The following is a 23180-nucleotide window of genomic DNA, read 5'->3' as shown; positions in this document are numbered from 1 at the left end:
TAAACGAGACCGTAATGACGGCTGATCTCCCTTATCAGCTCAAAGATGGCGGCGCTCCGACTGCGGAAATACGGGGCTGCTGTATCCTTCGTTTTGGGATTCCATCCTGCTGCGGGCTACCGCGCTGCGGAAGACTCTCCTGCCTCTGGATGCAAGGCGCGAGGAGTTGGTCCGTCAGGGCCTCGGTGGAGCAACTGGCGACGGGAGATGGGCGGCCTCGGAAGTATCGTGGTGCTTGTGATTCCGATCGAGTTCTTCCAAGCCTGCGCCACAATCATTCCTACGCTGCTTGTGGCTCTTCTCATTGGAGCCAAGCACGGAACACTGCTGGCAGAAGCGGCCAGAAAAAACCAGACCACCCTCATCTTGTTGACGGGCGCGGGAGTGGGAGGGGCAATACTTATCTCAGTGGGAGAACTCGCCGCGTTGATGGGCATCATGAACCATGGCGGCTCAAAGCCTCAGGCCGCGATATTCTTCATCATCTACATGCTGATGTTCGAGATTGCCGGCCCGCTATCGAGAAATATGCCAAATAACCTCTTGAGCTATGCAGTTTCGGCAGTCTTTTTTCTCGCTGTACTGGGGTGCCTATCTTTTGCTCTATTTTTCATATTTGAATACCGTGCACCCGTGTGACGTTTGGGAAGCAAAACAGCGTCGTCGCCAGCGATGCCTCATGAGTCGCAGGTTTCCAACCGTCGGGGAGGGGCACGCCAAGTCCGGGTTATACCTAACGGGGACAGCTTTGAGTTGCGTGGAGGGCTCCACCTGTCCACAGTGGGCACAACCCGTTCAAGCCTCGCTTCCGCTGTGCTGGCACCCAGCTCCTGTGCTCTCTTTGTGATTGCGGTGACTGCCAGAACAGGGCCTGGATGCGCGGTGGTTGTGGCTTTTCGATGAAAGAGACTCCTGAGGCCCATTTTTGTGTCCCCCTGACACTAAGAGCGTCAAACAACTGATGATCGGGTGTCCGCTTCGCAGCCGGCTGTTGGGTCCAGGCCCCACGTCGCAGAGCTCCGCGCCGCCTGGTCCTGTTTGTCACGACGATTTTTGGTTGCTCTCCTTATGTTGTTACCGGGATCAGTTCCTCGGCCGTTGTAGGGTCGTGGCTACCCAGGGGAGGCGGGTATGGCTTTGGTTGCTGTGCCGGGCGGTCTCGTGACGGCTTCGAAGGATTGGCCGCCCGCCACCCCGCGATGACCCGACCGCTGATTGAGAGACGCGACATGATCGCCGGATAAGGACACGACGGCGCGGTTATCCGCTGGGCTCTACCCATCCAACAGACTGGAGGCTGTTCTTGGTGCACCTTTGGGCCGGTATCGACGCCGGCAAAGCCCATCATCACTGCGTGGTGTTCGACGCCGACGGAAACCGTCTGCTCTCGCAGAAAATCCCCAATGACGAACCAGCCCTGCTCGAGCTCATCGCCGCCGTTTTGAAGCCCGGCGAGGGCGATGAGGTGGTCCGGGCTACGGACCTGAACCACGGGGGACCGGTGTTGCTGATCGCCCTGCTCGTCGCCCACGGCCAGAACGTCCTCTACATCCCGGGCCGGATCGTCCACCACGCCTCCCGGCTCTACCGCGGCGAAGGCAAAACGGACGCGAAGGACGCCGTCGTGATCGCCGACCAGGCCAGGATGCGCCGAGACCTGCAACCCGTGCGGGCAGGGGACGACGTCAGCACGGGACTGCGGATCCTCACCGCCCGTAGGGCCGACAAAGCCGCGGACCGGACCCGGGCAATTAACAGGATACGGGCCCAGCTGCTCGAATACTTCCCCGCGTTGGAGCGCGCATTTGACTACAGCCGCTCCAAGGCCGCACTGTTGCTGCTGACAAAACACCGGACCCCGGACGGGATCCGGCGCACCGGTCTGACGAGACTCCACGCGTGGCTGAAGAAACACGGCACACGCTCGTCCGCCGCTGTCGCGCAGACCGCCATAGACGCCGCGAAATCCCAGTACACCACAGTCCCGGCCCAGCACGTCGGGGAGGGGATCGTCGGCGCACTCGCGCAGGAAATCATTACCCTGAACGAGGAATTGGCCGATCTGGATGTCCTGATCGGGGAGAAGGTCACCGAGCACAAGCACGCCCAGACGCTGCTTAGCATGCCCGGTTTCGGACCTGTCCTTGCTGCAGAGTTCCTCGGCGCCACAGGCGGAGACCTCACCGTCTTCCAGTCAGCTAACGGGTTCGCCGGCGTCGCCGGACTCGCCCCCGCACCTCGGGACTCCGGCCGCATCAGCGGCAACCACCACCGACCCCGGCGCTATGACCGAAGGCTCCTGCGGGTCTTCTACCTCTCATCCCTATCGGCACTGAAGAGCTGCTCCGCATCGCGGACCTACTATGACCGCAAACGCAGCGAAGGTAAAACCCACATCCAGGCGCTGCTAGCCCTTGCCCGACGTCGCCTCAATGTCCTCTGGGCCATGCTCCGCGACGGCACCGATTACATCCCGGGCCACGCCACGCTGACAACAATTGCCGCATGATCAAATCCACCCGCTGCAGTGTCGCACCAGCAAACGGATCTTGCCGGTCACGTCAGGTCCGTTCGATCAACATTCAGCCCGGGAGGGAGAAGCTGCCGGCACGAGGGTGGGGCCATCCTGGGCTAGGTTGTCCGTGGGGTGAAGCGGTAGAGACACACTCCGTGCGGGGCAATCTCGAAGCTCAGCGCTTCCCCGGTCCCTTCGAGTTTCTCCTGGTTCCAGGACTCGAGCGCAGACCAGTATCGCCATTCCGCGGTCTCGCCCAGGCCGAGATCCCGGAGCGGAATGTCCCGGCGAAGCACCTCGGTTCCTCTGTTGAACACGGCGCCAAACCGGTCTTCCGACGTCGTGCTTTCAGCTGCCCAGATCACCAGATCCCCCTCACGGAGGAGCTCACGGTTCCCGGTGCTGGCCTTCAGAACCTCAAGCGCATCCGGGTTGGTCAGCAGACCCAGCGTTTCCGGGGGTGAGCTTGGAAGATCGCAGCCCAGCATCAGGGGTGAGCGGGACATGCACCAGAGCGTCATCATGGTGCGCTGTTCGTCCAGGGTGAGCCTGGTGACCCGTTCGGGGCCGCGTTCCGCACGCAGGGCGATCCGGCCTACCGGCAGCATGTCGGCGTCGGCCCAGGCACCCGCTCGTTGGTGCGGCGCCCACCGTGCCATACGCGCAAACTGCGCCTCGATGTCGTCCCAGTTGTCCCAGAGATCGTCGGAAACGCGCCACATCTGGGAGTTTTCACGGAGGTGCTCAAGGTGTGCCAGGGACAGGGCGCGTCCCGGCGAGAGGCTGAGGATCATCTCCCGGCCGGAATTCCGGATGGCCTGCTGGTAGGACTCAATCTCCGCCGCGAGGTAGGGACCCACCATGTCGTCGGCCTTGATGAAGTCCACACCCCACTCGGCGAAAAGCGCCAGCTGGGAATCGTAGTAGGCCTGAGCGCCGGGATGGTTGTGGTTCAGGCCGTAGTTGTCGGTGTTCCAGTCGCAGACCGAATCGAGGTCTGCCACCTGGTCGGCGGTGAAGCCGGTGCCGTGGACGGGAAGCTTGTCCCGCACCGCCTGCCGGGGAATGCCCCGCATGATGTGGAGGCCGAACTTGAGGCCAAGGGCATGGATTTTTGCGGCCAGCGGGGCGAATCCCTTACCGTGTGCCGCTGAGGGGAATCGGTTCACTGCAGGCATCTGCCGGCCCACGTGATCCAGGACCAGGGCCGCGCCATCGTTGTAACCGCCCGCTTTCGCCGCCGGCTCATACCACTGGATATCGACGACGACAGTATCCCAGCCGTAAGGGCCCAGATGTGCGGCCATGTACTCTGCGTTGGCCAGGACCTCGTCCTCTGTGACCGTGGTCCCGTAGCAATCCCAGCTGTTCCAGCCCATGGGCGGTGTGTGCGCTAACAACATTCCTCCTATATGCGGACGGTCTCCAGCGGTTGGCTGATAATGCTTCAGCTGGTGCTCCGTTCGCTTGGGGCTGAGTTTTATATCCGGGATTTCTTGCATTTTGGTTCTTTCGTTCGGCAGGTCGTTGGGGTGGTGAAACACAAGGATCGTTTGTGTGGGGGAGGGGTGGAGGAACAATCCGTGTCCGCCGTTTTCGGCCCACAGCGGTTGGGGTCGTGCCCGGTCGGCGGAGTGGTTGATGTCTTCGAAGAAGACGCCCCAGAGATCCGTGCTGATGTTTTCGTATTCGTATCGTCGGCGCGGACGCCCATGCGGACAGGTTCATCGGGTGTCATGACCGGTCTTTCGGATAGGCGCGCTCCAGGCGGGCGCGTTCGCAGGCGGTGATCGGGATCACGGAGCCATGGCGCGCCCCGTTTGGTAGCCGCGCGGAGGGGAGGTGCTTCCAGTTCCCCGCGTGCGGGTCATCGCTGCGGTAGAGCTGGTACCCCCGCACGCCGAATTCATCGAGCAGGAGGTACGCGCACCGGCCGTCCACCGAGTTGAACGCGGCGGGGCCCTCGGCGCACGACTGCGTCCCCTTTCCCAGGTCCGTGGCGATCGGCGCGAAATCCGGCTGCAGCATCGCCTGCCCGCTCTCCTGCCGCACGAATTGCGATCGGAGTGCTGGGTCCGCCGACGCCGAGTCGGCCGAGAAGCGGGCAACCCGGCCCTGCCAGTCCAGGAAGGTCACGTCGATGACGTCGTGGCCGGGATCTAGATAGGTTTCGGCGGCCGAGAAGGTGACGAAGTCGCGCGTCTCGGTCACGAAGATCCGCTGGTGCGTCTGCGCGTGCCGGTCGCCGTGGGTCTCGTACAGGGCGCTGGCGAAGAACACCAGCCAGAGCTCGCGATCGGCCGACCAGAACGCCTTCGGTGCCCACGCGTTGCCCGCGCCCTCCGGGGCGACCTCCGCAAGCCGTCCTGGGGTCCAGTTGACCAGGTCCGGGCTTTCCCAGACCACGATCGAGCGGCTCCCCCACCGGACGGCCCGGTCCCAATCCTCGTCGGGATGAGTGCGCAGATCCGTCGCGATCACGACGAACCGTCCGCGCGCGTCATCCCTGACTATGAACGGATCGCGAACGCCGCGTTCGCCGACCGTGGACGCCAGAACCGGTCGTCCTCCGTTCAGCTCTTTCCAGGTGTCCGGTTCGCGACCCGGCGTGACGGCGAATCTGATCTGCTCGGCGTCCGGGGTGTTGCCATTCGCGAAATGCGTGAGCAGGAATCCGTCGAATATTAGGCTCACCGGGCAACTCCGATCGTGGGACGGGCGATTCGATGTATCGTTATATTATTCAGGGGCGGGAGAACTGCCCCGAGGCGGAGGGGAATGAATCCATGGTGACCATTAACGACATTGCGAAGGCTGCGGGCGTTTCGCCGATGACGGTCTCGAACGTCATTAACGATCGCCCGCATGTGAAGGACAGCACGCGCGTCAAGGTGCTGCAGACGATCACGGACCTCGACTACCGGGTGAACGTCGCGGCGCGGAACCTGCGGCGGGGTCGCACCCACACCATCGGACTGGCCGTTCCCGAGGTCGACAGGCCCTACTTCGGTCAACTTGCCGCCGCAGTGATCGAACACGGCACCCGCCACGGCCTCCATGTGGTCATCGAACAGACCGGCCGCTCGAAGGAGAACGAGCTGAACGCGCTGGCGCTGTCGAGAGTCCGCATGTACGACGGCCTGATCCTCAGCACGGTCGGCCTGGGCGAAGCGGACGTCGACACGCTGCGCGTGGACTTCCCTGTCATCATCCTTGGTGAGCGCATCTTTAAGGGACCGGTGGATCACGTGGCCATGCCGAACATCGAGGGCGCGCGAGCCGCGGTCAATCACCTCATCGATCGCGGATGCCGTCGCATCGCGGCCCTGCACGGACCGCTGGGAAGCGACGTCGACGTCTCCAGCCTGCGCCACGAGGGGTACCGGTGCGCACTGCGCGACCACGGTTTGGACGAGGACCCGGCGCTGACCATCGTCGTGGAGGACTTCTCCCTCCGAAGCGCCGCGAAAGCCGTGCACGAGGCCGTGGCCGGCGGGCTTCGGTTCGACGGGCTCTTCTGCGTCACTGATTACGTGGCGCTCGGAGCGATGCGCGGCCTCGCAGACGCCGGCCTCTCGGTGCCCGGCGACGTGAAGGTGATCGGATTCGACGACGTCGACAGTAGCGAGTTCCTGACCCCGTCCCTGTCGAGCGTGAACCCGTCGCACGATTTGATGGCGGGGAAGGCCGTTGATCTTCTCGCGGCCCGAATCGCCGGGGAAAGTGGGGACCCGGTCGAGTTTGTGAGCCCGTTCACGCTCGTGGAGCGCGAGTCGACTGCAGTCGTGGCGTAAAAGGCCTCCGCGCCCGAAGGACCGGGCGGTCATCACTTGACGCTGCCGCTGGCGAGACCACTGACGATCTGGCGCTGCGCGAGGATGAAGAAGATCACCATCGGAATGAGCACGATCAGGCTGAGCGTCATGAATGCCGGCCAGTCCGTGGTGAACTGCCCAACCGCCGTATACACCTGAAGGACGAGCGTCTGCTTGTCGGGCGAATTGATGAAGACGTTGGGTGTGATGAAGTCGTTCCACACCCACATCGTCTGGAAAACGCCGACGGTGGCCAGGATCGGTCGGATCAGGGGCAGCACCACCGACCAGTAGACGCGGAACGGCCCCGCTCCGTCGATCCGCGCGGCCTCGAAGAGCTCGGAGGGCAGTGATCGCATGTATCCGATGATCAGGAAATAGCAGAAGATCGACCCGCACGAGTACATGAGGATGAGGCCGTTGAGGGAATCGACGAGTTGCAGGCCGGCCAGCATGTGGTACAGCGGAATCAATGTTGCCTGTCCGGGGACGATGAACGCGACAACGAGCATGACCCCGATGGCCGTAGCGAACCTGCCTTTGCCAATGAGCACCCCGAATGCCGCCATCGATCCGATCAAGAGCATCAGGGCGATGGAGAACACCGTCACATACAGCGTGTTCAGGAAACTCTGCAGGATCGGCATCGTCGTCAGCACCTGGACGTAGTTGTCGAAGTCCAGTGTGCTCGGGAGCGCCAGCGGGTTCGCGGCCGTTTCCTGCTGCGTCTTCAGCGTGTTGACGAGGACATAGTAGAAGGGCAGGGCCATCACGCAGGCGATGGGCAGCATGATGACGCTGAGAATGATTCCACGGTTCTGCTTCATGAGTAGCGCTCCTGGAGGCGACGCGAGACGGCGAGCTGGACGACGATGATCAGCCCCACTGCGATGAGGAAGAGAACGCTGAGAGCCGAGGCCTTGCCGATGTCGGACTGTGCAATGCCGTTCTCGATGATGGACTGGGTGAGTGTCCTGGTGGCGAAGCCCGGTCCTCCCTTCGTCAGGGTGAAGGGTAGGTCGTAGACCTTGAGTCCGTTGGTCAGCAGCAGCAGCGTGCTCACGGAGACGGCCGGCATCAGCAGCGGCAGGGTGAGCATCCGGAACTCCTGCCAGCGATTCGCGCCGTCGATCTTCGCGGCCTCGAAGACATCGGCCGGCAATGACTGGAGGTAGGCCAGATACAGCATGGCGTGCCATCCCGTCTGCGCCCAGACGGCTACCATGATCACGCTCACTTGGGCGAGAGTCTCGTCGGAGAGCCAGGGAACCGGAGCGATTCCCAGGTGGCCGATTACCGAGTTGATGACGCCCGAGCCCAGGGGGCTGAGGATGAATGTCCACACGAGCCCCAGGATCGCGACGCTGGGGACCGCCGGGAAGAAGAAGACGGATCGGACGAATCCCCGCCCGAAGAACCGGCGGTTCAGGACAAGCGCGAGCGGAATCGCCAGAACGGTGACGATCAGGGTGGTCAGCACGGCGTAGCCGAGGGTGAAGCCCAGCGCCGACAGCATCGACGGATCCCGCCAGATACTGATGTAGTTCTTGATGCCGATGAAGGTCGGCGAACTGACGTAGCCGTTGTAATCGGTGAAGCTGTAGTACAGGGATTGCGCCATCGGGATCAGGTAGAGCACCACGAAGACGATGATGATGGGGACGACGAACCAATACGCCGCGTAGCCTTCGCGGCCACGCCGGAATCGGGACCGTACCCCAGGAAGAGCTCGGATGCGCCCGGGGGCGGGACGCTCCACCGTGGTCGCGTTGGCCATGGTTTTCCTCTCTTGTCGGATGTCGGGGATCGGGGTGGGCCGGCTCGGGAGCCGGCCCACACGCGACCTCACTTGGTGGACTGTAGTTTCGTGTCCATCCCCTTGGCCACATCTTCCGGTGTGATCTTTCCGGCGATGGCCTGTTGCAGCAGGGCGGTGGCTTCGCTGCTCATGACATCACTGTGGTCGGGCCAGCTCACTGCCGGCAAGTAGAACTTGCCGTCGCGGACGGCCGACGCCATCGTGCCGAGGGCCGGGTCCAGAGTCGGGGTGTAGTCAGCCGTGGTGGTGATGGACTGCGTCTGCTTCTGGTAGATTTCCACACCCTGCTTGCTCTGCAGGAACTGGACGAACTTCTCAGCGGCCGCCGGGTCCTTCGCCTTGGCATTGATCGCGTAGCCAGGAGAGACGGCGCCGGCCCAGTAGCTCTCGCCGCTCGTGCCGGGAACAGCGAGGAAGTCCAGCTTGAGGTTGGGGGCGGCCTGCTGGATGGTGCCGAGGGCCCACGAGCCGGTCCCCATCATCGCGACCTTGCCCTGCTCGAACTCCTGGGTGATCTGCTCGCCGGTCAATCCGGCTACGGTCTGGGGCACCGCACCCTGAGCGAACAGTTCGTGCCAGGTCTTCAACGCCGGCGTCCAGGTCTTCTCGAACGTGGTCTTGCCCGCCCAGATCTGCTCGTCCATTTTGCCGTCGAGTGCCTCGTTCTGCAGGCCCAGCAGGGCGGCGAGGCTGACCGAGATGCCTTGTCCGGATTCGTAGAAGGGCGTGATGCCGGCGGCGCTGAGCTTCTTGGTGAGCGCCAGGAAGTCATCCCAGGTCTTCGGCGCGTCGGTGTACCCGACCTTCGCGAGCAGATCCTTGTTAACCAGGATGCCGCCACCCCAGGACGCGGTCGCCGCTCCGTAGACCTTGCCGTCCTTGGAGTACGTGTCACGGGCGGCCCCGGCGATGTTCGAGATCCACGGCTCGCCCGAGAGGTCTTTGGCGAAGCCTCCGTTCATGATCTGGGTCTTGTTCTCCGCAGTGATGATGAACACATCGGGACCGTTTCCCGAGCCGAGCTGAGTCTGCAGCTTCTGGATGTACTCGGGGACCGGAGGCGCGTAGGACGCCTTGACCGTGTAGCCCGGGTTCTCCTTTTCGAACTCATCGAACACCGGCTGCATCACCTGTGCGGTGTCCCAGGAGAGGAACGTGACCGTTTTCGATTCGGTGTTCGAGGCAGCGGGAGAACATCCGCTCAGTGCGCCCGCAGTTGCCGCGATGGCGGTGAGGGCGACCAGGATGCGAGCTGCCCCCCGGCGGGTTGTTTGTGATGTAAGCGACATTGCTTTCTTCTTTCTCTTGGATCTCTAGGTCTGGAGGGTTTCGGGTAATGCGGTTTTCGTGATTTGGATGGGAGCGAGTGTTGGGACGACCTGTCGCAGATCACCCGAGGGGAGATGAACGAGCGGGTCGATCACGATCTCACGGTGGAACCCGTCGCCGTCGGGAATCGCGAACCGGTGGTATGCGATGACCCAGTCCTCTGTTCCCGGCAGGCGCAGGATGGAGTGATGTCCGGTGGCCTGGATGCCGTCCTGGGGCGACTGCTCAAGCAGGATCCCTTTTTCCTCCCAGGGCCCGACCGGGCTGCTGCCGATCGCCCAGCGTACACGGTAATCGGGATCACGGGTATCATTCTCGGACCAGGTGAGATAGTACCGGTCGAGGTTCCGGTGGATGTGCGCGGCCTCGCGGAACGTAGGGTGCTCCCAAGCGACGACGCTCTGCGTGTCGATGGAGACCATGTCGCTGTTGAGCTTCGCAAAGTGAGCGACCGAGTTGCCCCAGATCAGGTAGCTCGTTCCGTCCTCGTCCGTGAACACCGCAGGATCGATGGCTCGTCCGGAGTAACTCCCCCGTGCGATGAGCGGACGCCCCGAGTCGAGGAACGGTCCTTCCGGCGAGGCGCCGACGGCGACGCCGATGTTGTCATCAGCAGTGAAGTAGAAGTAGTAGAGACCATTCTTCTCCGTCGCTGCCGGCGCCCACGCATGGCCGCTCGCCCACAGCACGTCCCGTCCCAAGGTCAGGATCTCCCCGTGGTCGGTCCAGCTCTCGAGGTCATCCGAGACGAGCACCCGGAATGAGTCCGAGGACCAGTCCTCCTGCCCGTCCGTGGTCGGATAGAGGAAATAGCGCCCGCCGAACTCCGCCAGTGCGGGGTCGGCGTAGTAGGGCCTGGCCCCGGCGATCAAATGGTCCACGCGGTGTTCTCCGATCATCTTCATCGACTGCGGCTTACCCAACATTTATCGTTACATGGTGGGGATATCCTGTATCGTCACATATTCGTCCGGGAAACGCAACTGGTCCTGTGCACTACGACCGTGGGGTCGGGATGGTCGAGTCGCACCAGGTCGTCTGAAAGTGAATGACCCTGAATCGCCCCGGCTTTCGTTCCTGGGGGTTTTGCGTGGGTTATCGAGCACCGCCCGCCAAGCTGGCGCCAGTGGCGTGCGCGCACTCGAGAGCGCACGGGTTACCGGACCGGCATCCGGAACGGGTTCAGATTGCAGCTAACGCTCGGCGCGTGGCCGCGACGCAAAGTCAACCGATTCAGGCTTGGCTATTGACTTCGCGGGGATAAGGGGTGCACTCTCTGTATCGATACATACAGATGCTACGCCCGACGGCACGTTTTGAATGGGCTAGGACGTCAATGAGGACGAAAGGGAAATGGATGCGCAAATACACGCGCTTTGTCGCTGCTATCGGAGCGTTAATATTGGGCGTGGGGGGCGTCGTCGGTACAGCGGCCCCTGCGTCTGCGGCCGGATGCACCACGTATTACGTGTCGTCCACGACGGGCAGCGATACGAACGACGGCTGCAGCACCGTGACGCCATGGAAGTCGCTGACAAATGTCAATGCGACGACGTACGCGGCGGGCCAACAGATTCTGTTCGCCAAGGGCGGGTCGTGGACCGGAACACTCGCACCACAGGGCTCGGGTAGCAGCAGCAACCCCGTCGTAATTTCCAGTTACGGTACCGGTGCTACACCGATCATCGCGGGCGGCGGCGCCGCCGCCGCGGTCAGTCTGCTTGACCAGCATGACTGGACCATCCAGAACCTGGAGATCACTAATACGGCCGTCCCGCTCGCCTACAGGGCGGGAATTCACGTCGGCAACAATGCGGGCATCCTGCACGGCATCCATGTCCTAAACGACAACATTCACGACATCTCAGGGACCTGGAACAATACCGATCCCCAGCCCCTGGACACCTCCGCGATCGCCTTTGAACTCATGGGTTCGAACACGACCAGCGGGTGGGACGACATCCTCATAGAGGGCAACACGCTGTTCAAGACCGATGCCGGCGGCATCTATCTCGGCTCGAAACAGCCGAGTCACGACAAGTCCACCAGCAATGTGGTGATCCAAAACAACACGATCCGCAGCTCGGGTGGCAACTCAATTGTCTGCGTCTACTGCAACTCACCGCTCGTCCAGTACAACGTGTCAACCGATAGCGGCTATCGGTTCTCCGGAGCAGCGATGTGGTCCGGCCAGACGACAAACGGGGTCTGGCAATACAACGAGGTCGCCCGTAACTGGCGCGCATATGTCGACGGGGAAGCTTTCGACATCGACAACAACGACAGCGGCACGATCCTCCAATACAACTACTCCCATGACAACCCGTGGGGCTTCATGATGTTCTGCTGCAGCGCGACATTCGGTGCGGGTGGCACGAGCACTGTCCGCTACAACATCAGCCAGAACGACGGCGCCTCCGGTGCGAACTTCGGGATCCTCAACGGGTTGGTCCCCGGCGCGGTAGCCCAGATCTACAACAACACCATTTACATGCCGGCCGGAAACAACGGCAACATCACTAGTGGCACGCCAGCTTCCGGCGCGAGCGCCGTATTCACCAACAACATCATCTACAACCTCGGAACGGGCGGATATTCGACCACTCGCACCACATGGAACCACAACCTGATGTACGGCAACCACCCCAGCAGTGAACCCGCCGACGCCGCGAAGGTCACGTCCGACCCTCAGTTCCTCGCACCTGGCGGCGGAGGAGATGGCCGAAGCTCAGCCGCTGCATACCAACTTCGCAGCGGCTCACCGGCACTGGGAACAGGACAACTGGTATCGGGCAACGGTGGCCTGGACTACTTCGGTAACCCCGTCTCCTCCAGCACCGCTCCAAACATCGGCGCGTACAACGGCCCCGGCCTGGCGGCGCCCGCTCCAGCCGCTGGCGGTTTCTGGCGCTTCGACACCGGAACAGGCACTGCGGCGCTGGACGCTTCCGGCCACAACAACCCGGGCACCCTCCAGCCGGGGGCGACATGGACCACAGGGAAAATGGGTCCGTCCGCGCTCTCCCTCACCGGCAGTTCGAACAGTTTCGTCGACGTGCCAAGCACCGCGATCGACACCAGCGCTTCATACACCGTGCAAGCATGGGTGAAACCGGGCTCCCTCTCCGGGAACCAGACCTATGCCTCGGTCGACGGGAACGTCGTCAGTCCTTTCTATCTCCAGCTGAGCGGCGGAAAGTTCGCGTTCACGGAACGCAGCGCCGATTCAACATCGAGCACGTACACCCAAGCCGTCGGGCCCGCCCCCACCGTCGGGCCGTGGTACAACCTGATGGGTGTGTACGACAGCACGGCACACACGATAAAGCTCTACGTCAACGGTGTGCTTCAAGCGACCACACCCTACACGTCAGCGTGGAAGGCCACCGGGCACACGACAATTGGCCGAGGAAAATGGAACGGTGCCCAGGTCGACTTTGCCAACGCGACCATCGATGACGTCCGGATGATCCCCGGCGCTCTCACTGACCGCGAAGCCTTTGCGATCGGAAGTGGCGCCTCTGCGTACTACCCACTCAACGAGAACGGGGGCAGCGTCATTTCGGATACAACCGGTTACACCACTCCCGGCTGGCTCGCCGGCAACGCAACCTGGGGTTCGGGCAAGTCGGGAGCCAGTGGTTTGAGCCTCGATGGCAGCAAGGGAACGTTTGGTGCGACTCCCGCCACGCCTGTCGACACAAGCGCCAGCTTCACGGTCGACACCTGGGTGAAGCTCAATTCGACGACCGGCTTCCAAACCTTCGTGAGCAGCTACGCCGTGAATTCCAGCCCGTTCTACCTGCAGCTGGCAGGAGGGAAGTTCTCGTTCACGACACGTCCCGCTGATTCGACCTCCGGCACTTCCAGTACCGTCACCTCGACGGTTGTCCCGACGACAGCCACCTGGTACCACGTTCTTGGTTCATTCGATGCCAGCGCGGGCACAATCTCGCTGTATGTCAATGGCACACTCCAAGGAAGTACCGGCGCCGCCAGCGTATTCAGGTCGAGCGCGGCGATCGCGCTCGGCTCCGCGGTCTGGGCCCGTACACCCGGCGACTTCGTGAACGGCACGATCGACGAGGTGCACTTCTACAACCGCACGCTCAGCCCGTCTGAGATCGCCACCCTGGCGACACCGTAACCCATCCCGGTTTGGGAGGGCTCGCCCTCCCAAACCGGGACACTATCTGGAGAGCCGATGACCGAAAAACCACGAGGGCCACTGGCTGCCATTCTCACCATCGCGGCCATTCTGACAGCGGTCCTAGGGATCGTCGTGATCGGGATTGCCCAGCGGGGACCGGTATCGGGGCCTCCCGCGGTGAGCCCGCCGGGCGTGACGCTTCCAAGTCCTGCACAAACTGTGGCCACCATCAATGGCATTGCCATCCCCGCACGTGAGCTTCAGATCTTCATCGACAAAGACCGCGCGGAAACTCTGGACCACTTTCAGACCACTTTTCACGCGACGGCGGACGCCAACTTCTGGACCACTCCTTACGGCGGCACTACCCCGACCGAACACCTGATCAACCGCGCGCTCAAGGACATCAGCACCTCGACCGTGCAACTGCAATGGGCGGTGAAGTACGGGCTCATACCCTCCGCCTCGTACGATTCGTTCCTAACCGGGCTAGAGCAGGAAAACAAACGGCGCGCCAAGGCCATCGCGGAGAAAACGCCCATCTACGGCCCCACCCAATACACGGAAGCCAACTACTTCCACTACCTGAATGACCAGTACAGCTTCGACCTGCAAGCCAAGATGAGAGCCGACGGCACGATCGCGGTGGACCAGCCGCAACTCGATGACTTCCTGGCAACCCATCCCGATGTCGCGGCTAGGGCCAAGACTCCGGCAGGCGAAACACGAAAGGATGCAACCGAGCACGTCGTGCAGCTCTACGTCGAGAACCAATACGAAGCCCTCCTGGCGCACGCCGCAGAAACCGCCACAATCGTGCGCACGGTCGCGCTCACCAATCTTGAGAAAGGCGGCTGTGCTCAAACCGGTGAATGCGTTGCAAGTCGATGAATACCGCGAGAATAAAATTGGGCCATCCTTAGCCGCGGTCATCTCGGGCCGGCCGCGGCACCCACGCGACCCCCTACGACGAGGACGCGAAGGCGAGGTCCACGTCCAGGCATCAGCAGTGTAACCATGCTCTAACCGTCCGTGGGTAGGCATGATCGTCGACCGCATCACTCTGGGCCGACTGACCGTCCCCAATAATCGCTTCACAAAAGTCCCACAGCTGGCGCTCACGATCCTGACAACGCGGGGACCACCTTCGGGTCCAACTCTCCGGTAATCCTCGGCACGTTGGCCGCGGCCATCCTGATAGGGGCCGTCGCGCTGGTCCTCACAGCCAGACGGCGCAGCCGTTCAAAAGCTGCTGAGGATGCAGCACCTGCAGAGACCGCGGCAGAGGATCTCGAGGGAATTCAAGTGCTCTCGGATCAAAGGCAGCGCTGAGCGTCCTTTTCGAATTAGGTGTGAAGACTGAACATGGTGGTGCCGTAGCGGCTGATTGGTCGAGTGGGTCGCCTGGTCGGATAAGAGGGCGAACCACCCTGAAAGGTGGTCCGCCCTCTGCACTAATGTTCAGCAGGATCGCTCGCAGTTACCGGGCTGCCCGGGCGTCGTGCCGGTTCTTGAATCGAAATTCAGCTCCCAACTGGCTGGAATGAGCCTTTTTCGCTGAGGATTTCCTGGAGCGGTTCGGTTCTGCGGAAGCGCCTGAGCACGTTGCCGGTTATCTGAGCGATGTTGTTGTCGTAGTTGTTGTGAGACAGTGACGCGGTGTAGGCGATGGAGCCGACGGAGAAGAAGCCTCCTCCGCCGTCCAGGGCGCAGTACACGATGTCGGATCGGACGCCGGGTTGTTCCGTGGCTCCGATGCCGGGAATGGATTCGTAGACTTCTTCTGCGGCCAGGAGGTACGCGTCGGAGAGCGGCCCGGATGTGGCGAGTACCAGGGTGCCGGGGGGAGAACCGAGGCCTGGCTGGTAGCAGTCGACTTCGGCGCCGGCCGCTCCGCCGCCCATGATGCCGAACTCGCCGATGCGTTCGTCTTCACCGATTCCATGGAAGATGAACCCGGCGGCTGGTGAGTGGCTGTCCTCAAGCCGTTCGTAGTAGGTGCAGCGGTCAAAGCCCTGGGCGGCGAATCCCACTCCGGCGAGCTTCTGAGGCGGCAGGCCCTTGTTCCTCCAGATGCCGGCGAGTTCGCCGGAGGTGGCGTGGCGCTTGTCTCCATACGGGGATTGGTGGGGGCGCGTGCCGCCGTCCGAGCGGCGGAGTTCCATCAGATGTGGTTGTTCTGGGTCGAAGGAAACAGTGGCGTAGAAGCCATTGCCTCCCAGATACATGAGTCTTCCGCCGTTGGATGTGAACTCCTCAAGTGCGGTGAGCTCCTTACGAGTGACGTACTCGGGATGGCTGCCTGTAATGACGACCCGGTAGTCGCGGAGCAGGTCGTAGCCTTCGCGGTCGAGGTCCTCATCGGTGATGGCGTCGAAGTCGCAGTTCTCTACTTCGAGCCAGTGCACGATGCACAGGTCAGCGGGAAGTCCCCACACACCTTCTGCCTGGAACCACGCCCGATGTTTGGGCTGCAGGGTAAGGATGGGCTTGCGGACGCTGCCAAAGACGACGCCGGACCCATCGTTGTGGATCTCATAGCAGGAGCGGCCGAATTCGGGATGATCCTGGAGAGTAAGGTCTTCACGGTCAAGAATGGGGGTCCGGCTGACGATGATTTCGGCCCCGTCAGCTTCGAAGGCAATCCGGTCATTGGCATAGGCCAGATAAGTCGCGGTGGAGAACAGCACGGCGACGTCGTTTTTCTTTTGGCCTGCCCGGACGAAAAAGGGAAGGTACTGCTCTGCTCCGTCTGCGGTGAGTTTGGCTGCGTACACGCCGCTGGGCAGGTCTGAGGGAACGTCCAGTGCGAATGCTTCCGGCCAGCCGGCATCGGTGATGTCGTCGTCGTGGAAGTGGATCGCGTCGTATTCATCGGGAACCAGCCTGAAGTCGTCGACGAGACCTGTGAAGGCGTGGCCTGCGACGGCGCGGGTGGGTGCGTTATGGCACCTGCCGTGGAGGCGGTTTGGGGATTCGTCGAGTACGTCCCACAGGAGCAGTCCGTCATCGCGCTGGCTTCGCCCAAAGTGCCAGTCAGCGACTGATTTGGTCGTGACCGGGGTGGATCGCTGAATCGAGACGCCGCCGATTTTTCCGTTGAAACCGTTGGCAGCGAGCCATCGTTCCCCGTCCAGCCGCGCGCCGGCACCAATGCGGAAGGGAGCTGTCGTGGCTGCAGGTGTAGACGGTTGGGCCGCTGCGAGTTTTTCTTCGGGCTCCAGAGGAAGCGCCTGGTCGGTGTACCGATTCATGATGTTCGATAGGGGGGTCTGGATAAGGCGGACGTGGCTAGCTGCCGTATTGACTTCCACGTGGAGGCTGTACCAGTGGTGGCCCTCCAAGGGGCTGTTCAGTGAAAAGGACTTCACCGTCCCATGTTCACTCCAGATGAAGGTGGGCCGCCCGGCATCCAGTACGAGCGCATACCCGGTCGAGGAGTCTTCTGACCAGTTTCCCAGGATGACTTGCCGGTCGCTTGCGCCCCCGAACGAGTTCTGGGTGACGTGGTAGGCGCCGAAGTTCCCGGAGCGGGAGCTCAGGGGCAGGGTGGGGTATACCTTGGCGTCTATGACAAGGCCTTCTGGGCTGCTCAGCAGCGAGGACGGGTCCGGTATTTCGACGTAGGATCCCGGCTGGCAAGCGTATTTCTTTCCCTGCTTTTTACCATCGATGTCTGAGGGGACCGGTGTTTCGAGGAATCCCGGGCCGGCCTCACCGGTAAATCCGTGGCGTAGTCGGACCAGTGATGCCTGGTATGTGGAGGGTCCTTCGCAGCTGACGTGGAAGGAGAGGCTTTCTCCGGGGCGGGCGGCGAAGCGATCGGTGTAGCCGAAGATTTTCGGTTCGGGCTGTGTGTCTCGTGTGGGTGCTGCTTCTGCAGTCATTTTCTTAGGTCTCCAAAAAATTCTTGCGGCGCAATGAGAACACTCGGCGCAGCGCGTCTTCGTAACTGTGGAATGTACCCGGCATGAGAAAGAGATTCCCCGGTGCCCCGAGGGTAATCCTGCCGATGCCCCACGGTCCGTTGGGACCGAGGTTGAGGATGATCTCTTTGCCGTTTGCTGAAGCGTTCCCGAGTGCGCGCACCACTCGGGCGGTCTTGTCGTCATGCGGGCCGAGTGGGCAGCGGTCGTACGCGGCTGTTACTTCATCTGTAAAGTCGCGGCGTAGCCGGGAGGAGAACCGTTCCTCGAAAATGCTCATGAGCTCGGATGAGCGATCCGCGCTGGTACGCATCAGTTCGCTCCGGTTCGGCCACGGTGGAAGTAGCCAGGGTGTGGACTGGTCCGTGGATTCATGGGATGGTCTCGCTTTCGTTTTTGATTGTGGGACGGGTGACTGGAGGGAAGCTGCCTGCCGGCGCTACCCCTGTCCATGCACTTTTGTTGTCGATAGCTTCCACGGTATGACTGGCGGGCTGTGCGAAGTATCGGTAGTTGTGCGTACTGGACGGGACGCTCATGGAGTGGGTTTTGGTGGCGCGCTGGTCGGGGAGTTGCACGGAGTGGGATGGGGACCCCGGGTCACCGGCTCTGGCTTGGGGGGCAGAACCGGTGACCCTTCGACCCCTGGGGTTGCGGCTGCGGGGTTTGCTCCGACGGGGCTTAGATACGGTCTTCCGTTTCAAGCGTGCGGCCGGACCGTTTCAGGACGAGTGCGACGATGGTGCCGATGACCAACCACGAGATGCCGATGATTTTGGCCAGGATGTTAGTGCTGTAGAGGGCGTATCCGAGCACTGCAATACCCAGGATGGGGGAGATCCAGTGGATGAAGTACTTCCGGCTGGACTGACGCACACCGAAGTGGATGATGACACTGATGTGCAGCAGGATGTAGGCAGTAAGGGCACCGAAGGTGACCATTGTGACGATGAGCTCGATTTGTCCTACGGCCAGTACACCGATGACGGCCGTTAGGATGGTCACCACGATCATGGCCACGGTCGGGACCTGGTGCTTTTTACTCACCACGGCCAGCCGGCGGGGCAGCTGGCCGTCCCGGGCCATTGCGAAGATCATCTTCGATGTGGTGGCGTGGGAAACGAGGACGTTGGCGAACAGCGCGATCAGGGCTGTGATCAGGGTGAAGACGATCTTGAACCAGGGCGCCACTACGGTTTCGCTGATGTAGTAGAAGGCGTTGTTCATCGCGTCGCCCTCGGCGAATGGTTCGTTGTTGGGTACAAACAGAGCCGCGAAATAGACCTGTGCGACGAACAAAGCGATTACGAGCCACAGGACGATCATGGTCGCTTTCGACACGGCTTTTCCGCCGCCCTTGGCTTCCTCGTTTAGCGTCGAAATGGCGTCGAAGCCGATGTAGCTCAGGGCAGCGACCGGGATGGCGGTGAAAACGAGTTCCCAAGAAAAGAATTCAGGTTGAAAGAACGGGGCAAGGCTAAACTGCGCCCGGCCCTGGGCGATGGCCACCAAGGCCCCGCCGACGAAAACGATGAACGCTGCGCCCTGGATGATCAGGAAGATCATGTTCATCCGCGCCGTAACGACGATTCCGCGGAGGTTGATAAACGCCACCACCGCGATGAAACCTATGACCCAGATCCAGCCCGGAACATCGGGCATGAGGGCTGCCATCGCGGAGGCTGCCAAAATGCACAACAGCGCCGGCAGGAGCAGATAGTCCAGGAGGATGGCCCACCCCGACAGGAACCCCACGAATTTCGTGGTGCCTAATCGGACGTACGAATATACGGACCCGGCAACGGGGTACTCCTTGGCCATCTCCTTGTAACTGACGGCGCTGAAGAACATTGCAATGCCCGCAACCAGGTAGACCAACGCGGCCATGCCATGGGAGAAGTTGAAGATGGTGCCAAAAACGGCCACAGGGGCCAGCGGGACCATGAAAATGAGGCCGTATACGACGACATCCGTCAAGGTCATGGTGCGGTTGAGCTCTTGCTTGTAGCCGAGGGCCCCTAGTTTTAGCTCTTCGACGTCGTTGACTCCGGCGTCATTGGGCGAAGTAGCGATACTTTCGTTTTTCATGGGCTATCTGTGCCTCTCAGGGGAATCCTAGTCTTAATGTCGACTCGTGGATTCTGTAAATGGGATTGGAGTGAAATAAAGGAGCGACCGGGTGTGCGCTCAGTGTTCGGACGGGGCCTCGTGGGCTGAGATCTGTCGGGTGCGGCCCTTGCTGTCTGGGATCTGCAACGGGGGTTGCCTCGACGGCGAAATGACAAACGGCACATATTCCTCGGTATTGGCCGCGCGTAACTGCACGGCATAAAACCCGCTTTCCAGCGACTCCGGGACGGCGAGGGTGATCCGCGCGAGCCACCTCTCGGTATCTGGCCACCTGTCCACCAGGCGGATGGCACCGTACCTTTCCGGCGCGGTCCTGAAGTCTTCGACCGCGTCTCCAAGATGACCCGGAACCGCCCTCAGAGGTCTGTTGACGCAGTGGGCGTTAAAACAACCGGTGATATCCGGGACTTCATCCGAGTGGATACCGTCCTCGGAAAGGCCGCGGGAGAAATCCCACGCAGCGATGAGGGCAGAAGCGTCCAGGCGCCGGGCGTGCAGTCCCGGCAGATCCGCGCTCCGGGTTGCGTTCGCGATCGCGTAGGGAGATTCCAGCGTTCCCGTGAAGGACTCTTCGGCGGCCGTCCAGTGTGAAGTGAGCTTGGCACTGGCGCCGATCATGATGGGAGCGGGCGGCAGCCGAGCGAGTCTGCGATGACGCGTTACCGTGTGGATTTCGCAGCTCAAATCCGCCAAACGGCGGGACCCCGCGGCCGCGGAGCATGGTTTCTGCGACAGGGCGCCGAGACCTGATGCGAGGTCGTAGGACGCGGCCACTTCGTGCCAGACGCCTGGCTGGAGAGGCTGCGGGATGCTGAGCTCCATCCTGGCGTCGCCGTCGCCCGCCAAAAGCGTCAGCCTTCCCTGATGAAGGAATACTCCTAATCCTGCGCCTGTGGTTGCGTCCCAAACGGTGAGAATCGCTTGCTGTCCAGCCTTCGGCGCGTCTGAACGTATGAAAGCTCCGAATGTAACCCCAGCAGCCGTGCTGAAGGCATTTTCGCTGCCCGGAACTTCCAGATAGGGGCGGGGGCAAATCCCATCCCGGCGGCGTTCATATCGTGCATCGATGCTGCTGTGCACTGCCGTTCCATTTACGTCCGCAATCTCTTCTTCGCGGCGGTCGTCCCCAAGACGGAGCAACTGCGCATGAAAGCTGGACGAGCCCCGGCACGTGACTGTGAAGCAGATGTCTTCCATCGGGCTGACATTGAAGCGATCCGCCTGCCCGTGCAGCTCAAGAGCAGCCATCATTAAGCCCCTTCATGCTGGCCTTGTCGCCGCACGAGGAGGCCCTGATCCGCTGATCGAGTGGGCAACTGCGCCCGCGCGTGATGATGGCTTCACGAGGTTTTGGCTTAATGCTTGTCACTTTGTGCTCTTTCACGACAGATACGAGGCTCACGGCTTCGTGTAATCAGCCTATGAATGGGGCCGCGTGACCAACATCGGTATTTATACGTACTCCGAAGCAACTCGGCGGGCGCGCACGTCAGAACCTCGCAGGCCGCTCAGGTACTGGAGGCCGAGCATGACCGCCACCGAGCCAGGAGCCGTATAATTGGCCGCATACTCGGAGGCATGTTCCTCCTGTCTTGGAGGACCTTGATGGTCAGCGGAAAATCCCAGATTCTGCTCAAGGCGGCTTTCGCTGCCGGTGCAGCCCAATATCAACTTGATGGCGCTGACCAGATCCTGCATATCCTGGCCGACGGCACCAGGCATGACGCTGCCGCCTTGCTCTTCTGGAACCCTGACCGCGCCCAACATGTTGTCCTGGCGAACGATGGCTACCAGCCGGAAACCCTGGCCGCCCTAGGGGACCCGTATGCCGCGACAAAGGTTCATCGGAAACTGTTGAAACTCAACAGGCCCCTTCGCATTGACGATCTTAAGTACGACTACCGGGAGACGCAGCTGTATCAGACGGCCCTGGCGCCGGCGGGCTTCACCGATGGAATGACCACGTGCCTGATTTCTGACGACGGCCAATATTCTGGGATGCTGCACCTCTCGGCAACTCATTTTCACAACTTCGACGACGATGCACGGGACCTCATCGGGGCGTTGTCCCCGATCGTCGCTGAGCTGTGTAGGCGGCAGACGCTGGGCTACCCTATTCTCCGGCTACGGGAGGACTGCAAAGCCGCCCTCTTTGACGGAGAGGACGCTCCTCGCCCCGTTATCTCACGGGACATGAGCAGTGTTGTTTTTCAGCCGCGCTTCCGTGAATTCGTCGCGCGCTTCCTAGCAGGCGACTCGGCGTCCGTCTCAGGGCTGTGGGCTGTCGAGGACGGCACGGTCGCGCTGGAAATCACGCGGACCGCAGCGGCACGGTCAGGACGCGGGGACGTTGCCTTGATCGTTGAAACACCGATGGACCTTCCATTCGGACTGACAACAAGGGAAGCCGAGGTCATCGATCGGATAACGGTGGGGCGCTCAAATCAGCAGATTGCCTCCGAGCTCGGCATTTCCATCCGCACGGTCACAACACACGTCGAGAACATTCTCGTCAAGATGGCACAAGAATCCCGATCGGGTGTGGCTGCAGTGGCCATCAGCGCCGGCCTGCATCGACTCGACACAAGGTATTGAACCTCGTTGCGGAGACGCAACGCGGTAAGACGCAGCGCTCCGCCCCCATTCAGAAGCCACGCGTGCCGGAGAGCGCTCCCCCGATAAGGAGCCAAAGAAAACGTAACTAAGCCCGCGGTAAGGCCGGCATACTACCGCGGGCATCGCGGCTCTCTTTCGAATCAATGCCCTGGCCCCCAGCCCCACTGCCGCAGCACTTCACGGTCCTTCATCTCAGTGATCGCCGGCGGTCCGGGATAGAAGCCCCCAATGGAGGCGACACGGACTACCATCACCCCGGCTACGGCATGGGCGTCGCCCAAGCCCAATACTCCCTCGCTGACCTCGCCCATCAACTGCTGGAGCGGGGAGTGGACGTCCGGTTCAGCATCCACATGAATGTCCACCTGGACGAAGTCGAACTTCCTCACGGCATCGTCCTCGAAATGGACGAGATCAACGAAGATCTCGACGGGACTTCGGTCGTCCTCAACATTGGAGCACCATCAACCCGCCGGCCACAGAAGACCCGTCCAGCCCCATTGCCGGAATGGCTGTGTGGCGTGTCCGGGTAGCCAAGAACGTCGTGGTGTTCAGACGCTCGATGGCAGCGGGCTATGCCGGCGTGCAGAACCCTCTGTTCTTCCCGGACAACTCCTAGATCCTCTTCGGTGACGCCAAACAACGCGTCGGGGACATCCTCCCGGCTTTCTGGCGCGTGATCAGGTCGTGACCCCGGATGGCAGGCATTTTGCGACAGAAAAGTCCGTATGGAGACTAGGTACCGTCGTGAACGGATTCTGCAGTATTTGGGCAAAAGAGGGTGTGTGCACATTGTGCACACTCTGGGCTTCGGACTGGGTCGTACATCGGTCGGACTGGCTCGGATTGGCCATATTTTCTGGAGTTCCCAGTGTTGACG

Annotated in this window: 17 protein-coding genes and 1 pseudogene; 7 read left to right on the top strand and 11 right to left on the bottom strand. The window is 61.7% G+C overall.

Going from position 1 to position 23180, the window contains the following annotated elements:
- The first annotated feature begins 237 nt into the window (after positions 1–237).
- Together QFZ40_RS10920 and QFZ40_RS10915 are read left to right on the top strand one after the other, a co-directional pair.
- A complete protein-coding gene (locus QFZ40_RS10920) occupies positions 238–639 on the top strand; it encodes a hypothetical protein (protein WP_306904384.1) in 402 nt (133 codons plus the stop codon).
- A 664-nt stretch (positions 640–1303) separates the two neighbouring features.
- On the top strand, positions 1304–2509 hold the full coding sequence (locus QFZ40_RS10915; protein ID WP_306904383.1) for an IS110 family transposase: 1206 nt from the start codon (positions 1304–1306) through the stop codon (positions 2507–2509).
- 122 nt (positions 2510–2631) lie between these two features.
- Here QFZ40_RS10915 and QFZ40_RS10910 read toward each other — a convergent pair whose 3' ends face one another.
- Together QFZ40_RS10910 and QFZ40_RS10905 are read right to left on the bottom strand one after the other, a co-directional pair.
- Positions 2632–3894: a glycoside hydrolase family 27 protein gene (locus tag QFZ40_RS10910; RefSeq protein WP_306904382.1), complete on the bottom strand. Its 1263-nt coding sequence runs from the start codon at positions 3892–3894 to the stop codon at positions 2632–2634.
- Between the two features lie 355 nt (positions 3895–4249).
- Entirely contained in the window at positions 4250–5209 is a 960-nt protein-coding gene (locus QFZ40_RS10905; protein ID WP_306904381.1) for a glycoside hydrolase family 43 protein, read from the bottom strand.
- 92 nt (positions 5210–5301) lie between these two features.
- Here QFZ40_RS10905 and QFZ40_RS10900 point away from each other — a divergent pair, with 92 nt between their 5' ends.
- Positions 5302–6309, top strand: a complete 1008-nt coding sequence (locus tag QFZ40_RS10900; RefSeq protein ID WP_306904380.1) for a LacI family DNA-binding transcriptional regulator — start codon at positions 5302–5304, stop codon at positions 6307–6309.
- A 32-nt stretch (positions 6310–6341) separates the two neighbouring features.
- Here the strand turns inward: QFZ40_RS10900 and QFZ40_RS10895 are convergent, their stop codons facing one another.
- From QFZ40_RS10895 to QFZ40_RS10880, 4 genes are all read right to left on the bottom strand, one after another.
- Positions 6342–7157 (bottom strand): carbohydrate ABC transporter permease, encoded by an 816-nt coding sequence (locus QFZ40_RS10895; protein WP_306904379.1) that lies wholly within the window; start codon positions 7155–7157, stop codon positions 6342–6344.
- Positions 7154–8107: a carbohydrate ABC transporter permease gene (locus QFZ40_RS10890; protein ID WP_306904378.1), complete on the bottom strand. Its 954-nt coding sequence runs from the start codon at positions 8105–8107 to the stop codon at positions 7154–7156. Before QFZ40_RS10890 ends, QFZ40_RS10895 begins: the two co-directional genes overlap by 4 nt.
- Positions 8108–8175: 68 nt before the next feature.
- Entirely contained in the window at positions 8176–9438 is a 1263-nt protein-coding gene (locus QFZ40_RS10885) for an ABC transporter substrate-binding protein (RefSeq protein WP_306904377.1), read from the bottom strand.
- Positions 9439–9462: 24 nt separating this feature from the next.
- The gene (locus tag QFZ40_RS10880) at positions 9463–10383 is read right to left on the bottom strand and encodes a family 43 glycosylhydrolase (RefSeq protein ID WP_306904375.1); all 921 of its coding nucleotides are present in this window, start codon (positions 10381–10383) and stop codon (positions 9463–9465) included.
- A 452-nt stretch (positions 10384–10835) separates the two neighbouring features.
- Between QFZ40_RS10880 and QFZ40_RS10875 the strand changes: the two genes are divergently transcribed.
- Together QFZ40_RS10875 and QFZ40_RS10870 are read left to right on the top strand one after the other, a co-directional pair.
- Positions 10836–13625, top strand: coding sequence for a LamG domain-containing protein (locus QFZ40_RS10875; RefSeq protein ID WP_306904374.1), 2790 nt, complete (start codon positions 10836–10838; stop codon positions 13623–13625).
- 57 nt (positions 13626–13682) lie between these two features.
- Positions 13683–14519, top strand: coding sequence for a hypothetical protein (locus QFZ40_RS10870; protein ID WP_306904373.1), 837 nt, complete (start codon positions 13683–13685; stop codon positions 14517–14519).
- A gap of 632 nt (positions 14520–15151) precedes the next feature.
- Here QFZ40_RS10870 and QFZ40_RS10865 read toward each other — a convergent pair.
- The 4 genes from QFZ40_RS10865 to QFZ40_RS10850 all read right to left on the bottom strand — a co-directional run bounded on the left by QFZ40_RS10865 (position 15152) and on the right by QFZ40_RS10850 (position 20530).
- The gene (locus tag QFZ40_RS10865; RefSeq protein WP_306904372.1) at positions 15152–17515 is read right to left on the bottom strand and encodes a N,N-dimethylformamidase beta subunit family domain-containing protein; all 2364 of its coding nucleotides are present in this window, start codon (positions 17513–17515) and stop codon (positions 15152–15154) included.
- Positions 17516–17519: 4 nt separating this feature from the next.
- Positions 17520–17834: a hypothetical protein gene (locus QFZ40_RS10860; protein ID WP_306904371.1), complete on the bottom strand. Its 315-nt coding sequence runs from the start codon at positions 17832–17834 to the stop codon at positions 17520–17522.
- 401 nt (positions 17835–18235) lie between these two features.
- Positions 18236–19642, bottom strand: coding sequence for an APC family permease (locus tag QFZ40_RS10855; RefSeq protein WP_306904370.1), 1407 nt, complete (start codon positions 19640–19642; stop codon positions 18236–18238).
- A gap of 99 nt (positions 19643–19741) precedes the next feature.
- Positions 19742–20530, bottom strand: a complete 789-nt coding sequence (locus QFZ40_RS10850; protein WP_306904369.1) for a N,N-dimethylformamidase beta subunit family domain-containing protein — start codon at positions 20528–20530, stop codon at positions 19742–19744.
- 732 nt (positions 20531–21262) lie between these two features.
- Here QFZ40_RS10850 and QFZ40_RS10845 point away from each other — a divergent pair.
- Positions 21263–22279 carry a LuxR C-terminal-related transcriptional regulator gene (locus QFZ40_RS10845; protein ID WP_306904368.1) on the top strand — a complete coding sequence of 339 codons (1017 nt, stop codon included), beginning with the start codon at positions 21263–21265 and terminating at the stop codon, positions 22277–22279.
- 161 nt (positions 22280–22440) lie between these two features.
- Here QFZ40_RS10845 and QFZ40_RS21675 read toward each other — a convergent pair whose 3' ends face one another.
- Positions 22441–22689 carry a hypothetical protein gene (locus QFZ40_RS21675; protein WP_373427491.1) on the bottom strand — a complete coding sequence of 83 codons (249 nt, stop codon included), beginning with the start codon at positions 22687–22689 and terminating at the stop codon, positions 22441–22443.
- On the opposite strand from QFZ40_RS21675, the pseudogene QFZ40_RS10840 reads away from it, so the two are divergent.
- Positions 22615–22919, top strand: a pseudogene (locus QFZ40_RS10840) (NAD(P)(+) transhydrogenase (Re/Si-specific) subunit beta). The gene QFZ40_RS21675 and the pseudogene QFZ40_RS10840 sit on opposite strands and share 75 nt — an antisense overlap.
- Positions 22920–23180 lie beyond the last annotated feature (261 nt).

It is taken from the genome of Arthrobacter pascens (genome assembly GCF_030816475.1).
Classification (GTDB): domain Bacteria; phylum Actinomycetota; class Actinomycetes; order Actinomycetales; family Micrococcaceae; genus Arthrobacter; species Arthrobacter pascens_B.
Note: the sequence above shows the minus strand (reverse complement) of the source record. Positions and strands in the feature narration are given on the sequence as shown.